Here is a 4,159-nt window from a genome sequence, read left to right on the forward strand (position 1 = left end):
ACATCTCGCCGGCGAGGAAATTCCGATCGTCGGTCGGATCACCGCCGTCGCCGATGTCTTCGACGCCCTCAGCAGCAAGCGCTGTTACAAAGACGCCTTGCCGCTGGATCAATGCATCGAAATCATGCGGAAAGAACGCGGCAAACATTTTGACCCCAAGGTCTTGGATGCGTTCCTGGCACGCATCGACGAAGTGACACAGATCGTCGTCAGTTTGGCCGACCAGTGATCTAGGCATACCCCGCCGCGGAGAGCGACTGATAAACGATCAGCGCCGCGACGTAGGCCAAGACGGTCATGTAGATGAATTGAAAGACCGCCCATCTCCAGCTTCCGGTCTCACGCTTGGTCACCACCTGTGTCGGCAAACACTGCATCGCCAACACAAAGAACACCAACAAACTCAACCCGGTGGCCGTTGAAAACACCAGCGTGCCGTCAGGACGTCGTTGCCGCCGCAGCGTCTCGACCAACCCGGCCGGTTCCTCCGCGGCGTCTTCGCCCAAACCGTACACGATCGAAAGCGTTGACACCAAGACCTCACGCGCCGCGAACGAGGTGATGATCCCGACATCGATCTTCCAATCGAACCCGAGCGGCGCGAAAATGGGTTCGACCATCCGGCCACATCGCCCCGCAAAGGAATACTCCAGCGCCGCCTGAGCCTGTTCTCTGTCAGACGAGAACGTCCGGTCATCGGGCAGCTTCGGATACGTTGCCAAGGCCCACAGGACCACCGAGATCAACAGGATCGTCGTCCCCGCGCCACGCAAGAAGACCGTCGCCCGTTCCACCGTCGTGAACCAGGCATTGCGAAAGCTGGGCATCCGATAATTAGGCAACTCCAGCACCAGCGGCGCCGCTTCGCCCGGAACCACCGTCTTCTTCAACAAAAACGCCGTGGAGAACGCGGCAAACAGCCCCAACAAATAGGCACCGGCAAACATCAACGATGCTTTCCAGGGGCTATCGCCAAACAGCAACGCCGCGACCATCACGTAGACCGGCAAACGCGCCGAACACGTCAGCAACGGCAACACCAGAATCGTCACCAACCGGTCTCGCCATGTCTCGATCGTGCGAGCGGCCATGATCCCCGGAATCGCACACGCGTGCGCCGAGAGCATCGGCACAAACGCTTTGCCGGGCAGCCCCACACGACGCATCAACCGCTCCATCACAAACGCCCCACGGGCCATGTAGCCGGAATCTTCCAACAGCGTGATGAAAAAGAACAGGATGCAGATCTGTGGCAAAAACACCACGACACCCGCGATACCACCCACCACTCCGTCGATCGCCAACGAGCGAAAATCCTCCAGCGGCAAACTGCCGATCACCAGCGACGTCAACACCGCGACCGATGCCGACCAACGGGTCCATTTCGTTTCGTTCAACCAGTACGCGACCGCAAACACCGACAACGAAATCGCGGTCGCCAGCGGCAGCCAAATGAACGTGGACAGCGGACGGGTCGGCAACAGGTTGTCGATCACCCGACCGGCCCAACCGAATCCGTCTTCGATCGCCGACATCGGCAGATCCGCCAACGAAAAAATCAAAAAGAACACCGACAGCATCACGCCCAACAGCGTCACCAATCCGACCCCTTGCGAGGTCAGCAATCGGTCGAGCCACTCCAGTTTGACGCCCTTGCCAGGGGTCTGGCGGACCGATGCGCCCGCCACGCCGTCGGCCCATTCAAAACGCGCCGCGAACGGACATCCGCCACAACCGGCGACACAGGGTTCGCGTGCGATCGGCAGCAGCGGATTGGCCGGCTTGGTCATCTCGTAGATCGCTTCACGCAACTCACCCAGCCCGCGTGCTTTGCGGGCGCTGACCGGAATCACCGGACAGCCCAATTTTTCGCTCAATTCGTCGAACCGGATTTCGGTTCCCGACGACTCAGCCGCGTCGATCAAATTGACCGCGACAATCGTCGGCAGATTGCGATCGAGAATCTCGCCGGCCAACACCAACGTGCGGGCGATGTTCGTCGCGTCGACGACCACCACGACCGCGTCGGGCAGACGACTGAGCTCGCCCTGGAATTCTCCCCGAATGCTTCGCGCGGCGACCTCTTCTTCCGGACTCGCCGTTTCCATGCTGTACAGACCCGGCAGGTCGACCAGTTCAATTTCGCTGGTCGCCTGGCAGCGCGCATCCTGGTCCACCGCCGCGACGTGAATCATCGCCTTGCGCAGGTCGACCGTGATGCCGGGGTAATTCGCCGTTTTGGCCCGCATCCCCGCCAGCGCATTGAACAACGACGTCTTGCCGACGTTAGGATTGCCGACCAGCAGCACCACCGGTTTCGTAGCCGTAGCGTCCGACCCGGGCATCGAACGAACCGTCGGAAGACTCAAGGGGCGGACTCTGGCTTAGAGGGCCGACGCCGGGAGAGAAGCCGGCGCGGACTCGGGATTCAAAGGCGATACAGACGCTGGATCGACCAAGACCAACTTGGCCAGCTGACGCGAGAGGCCGACACGTGACGTCCCGATCTTCAAAATCATCGGATCGCCTCGCCCCACCAGTTCGATTGTTCGGCCCTGGCAAACGCCCAAACGCTTCAGCCGCACCGCGTCTTGGCCTGCGGCGTGAACATCCTTGCAAACGTATTGACCGGGTTGGATGTCAGCGAGAGTGGTCGAGTAAATCTGATCCGGGGGAACCTGGACGATTGCCATCGAGTTGAACCATCCGATCGTGGGCGGGCGGGAGCCGCAAGGCAGGCTGCGGCCGGAAATGAGAATCAATCTCAATAGGATGGCAGGCGGCACCCGAACTGTCAAGCGCTCCAGCTTGTCGCACCTCGTTAGTCAACCTCGCCGGACGCGCTATTGTCCACGCATCTGCAGCCACCCTCCCGCACAGAGGTCGTGCGGTTTTTAAAGTCACCCTCCAGGCAGCATAGGTATCTACACATCTTTTGCATGTCAGATCTGTTCTGAGTGGATGGTTTCGGCCAACGGCCGTTCACATCCATAGCCTTGGGCATCGCCCAAGGTCCGCAAACGAGAACGAGAGGGATTGGCCAACGGCCATACACAAATGCCTCGTCAAACGCGAAGGTTGTGCATGGCCGTTGGCCAATTTGAACCTCATTGCGATGAGGTTCCTGGGGCGGCGCAACCCTCGCAAATGCTCGGTTTGCTTGCCCCAGGCTATGGATATGCATGCCCTTTGGGCAAAAAGTGACTTGTGTAGATACCAATGCCCTGGCAGGGAGCGTCGGACGAAGCGAGGGGAGGTCGAACGGTCCATCGCGGTGTTCACTTCCACGCCCCGGTCGCCTACGCCCCGGCGGCCAGTCCAGGGGGGGAGGGCCGATCGGGAAGCGTTTTTTCGACCACCGCGGCGCCGACGCTGTCTCCCAACACGTTGACGGTGGTGCGAAAGCGATCGAGCAACCAGTCGACCGACAGAATCAGCCCCATGTATTCCAGCGGCAATCCGACGGCGTTGAGCACGATGAGCATCGTGACCAGCCCGGCTTCGGGAATCCCCGCCGCTCCGATCGCGGCCAACGTGGCGGTCACCGCCACGATCACCTGTTCCCAGAACCCGAGATCGATTCCCGGCACCGCTTGGGCGATGAAGATGGCGGCGGCGGCTTCGTAAAGTGCGGTCCCGTCCATGTTGATCGTCGCGCCCAAGGGAATAACAAACTCGGTTGAACGTTTGGAGATCCCGGCTTCCTCGGCGCATTCGAGTGTCACCGGCAACGTCGCCGAAGAACTGGCCGTCGAAAACGCGGTCAACAGGGCTTTGGACATCGCCAGAATATACCGATACGGGTTGTCCCGTCGGACCAGATAAAAAATCGCCGGCAACGTGATCAGGGCGTGGAATGCCAGGCCTCCCACGACCGTCCCGAAGTACCAGCCGATTTGGGAGAGCTCTTCGAGAAACTTGCCTTCCGCCTGAGCCTCACCGAAACGCGCCGCGACCAGACAAAAAATACCCAAGGGGGCAAAATTCATCAGCAGCATCACGAATTGCATCAGCGCCTTGTTTGCTTGCGTGATCAGTTTGGTGATGCTGCTGACGTCCTCGTGCATCGTCGTCAGCATGCCCGCAAAAACGATTGCGAACACGATGATCGGCAACAACTGTGTTTGGGCGGCCGAAACAAACAGGTTGTCCGTCACCA

General features: G+C 60.0%; 4 protein-coding genes. 1 reads left to right on the forward strand and 3 read right to left on the reverse strand.

The window, feature by feature from the left end; all coding sequences use genetic code 11:
* On the forward strand, positions 1-229 hold a 229-nt coding region (locus ABX749_RS24320), incomplete at its 5' end, for an HD-GYP domain-containing protein (RefSeq protein ID WP_372898275.1).
* Position 230: 1 nt separating this feature from the next.
* Here the strand turns inward: ABX749_RS24320 and ABX749_RS24325 are convergent.
* From ABX749_RS24325 to ABX749_RS24335, 3 genes are all read right to left on the reverse strand, one after another.
* Positions 231-2,345 (reverse strand): ferrous iron transporter B, encoded by a 2,115-nt coding sequence (locus tag ABX749_RS24325; protein ID WP_372898276.1) that lies wholly within the window; start codon positions 2,343-2,345, stop codon positions 231-233.
* Positions 2,346-2,384: 39 nt separating this feature from the next.
* Positions 2,385-2,693, reverse strand: coding sequence for a ferrous iron transport protein A (locus ABX749_RS24330; protein ID WP_372898277.1), 309 nt, complete (start codon positions 2,691-2,693; stop codon positions 2,385-2,387).
* A 606-nt stretch (positions 2,694-3,299) separates the two neighbouring features.
* Positions 3,300-4,159, reverse strand: an 860-nt coding sequence (locus ABX749_RS24335) for a dicarboxylate/amino acid:cation symporter (protein WP_372898278.1), incomplete at its 5' end; no start/stop codon positions are given.

The sequence above is a fragment of the Stieleria sp. genome (genome assembly GCF_041595215.1).
GTDB lineage: Bacteria > Planctomycetota > Planctomycetia > Pirellulales > Pirellulaceae > Stieleria > Stieleria magnilauensis.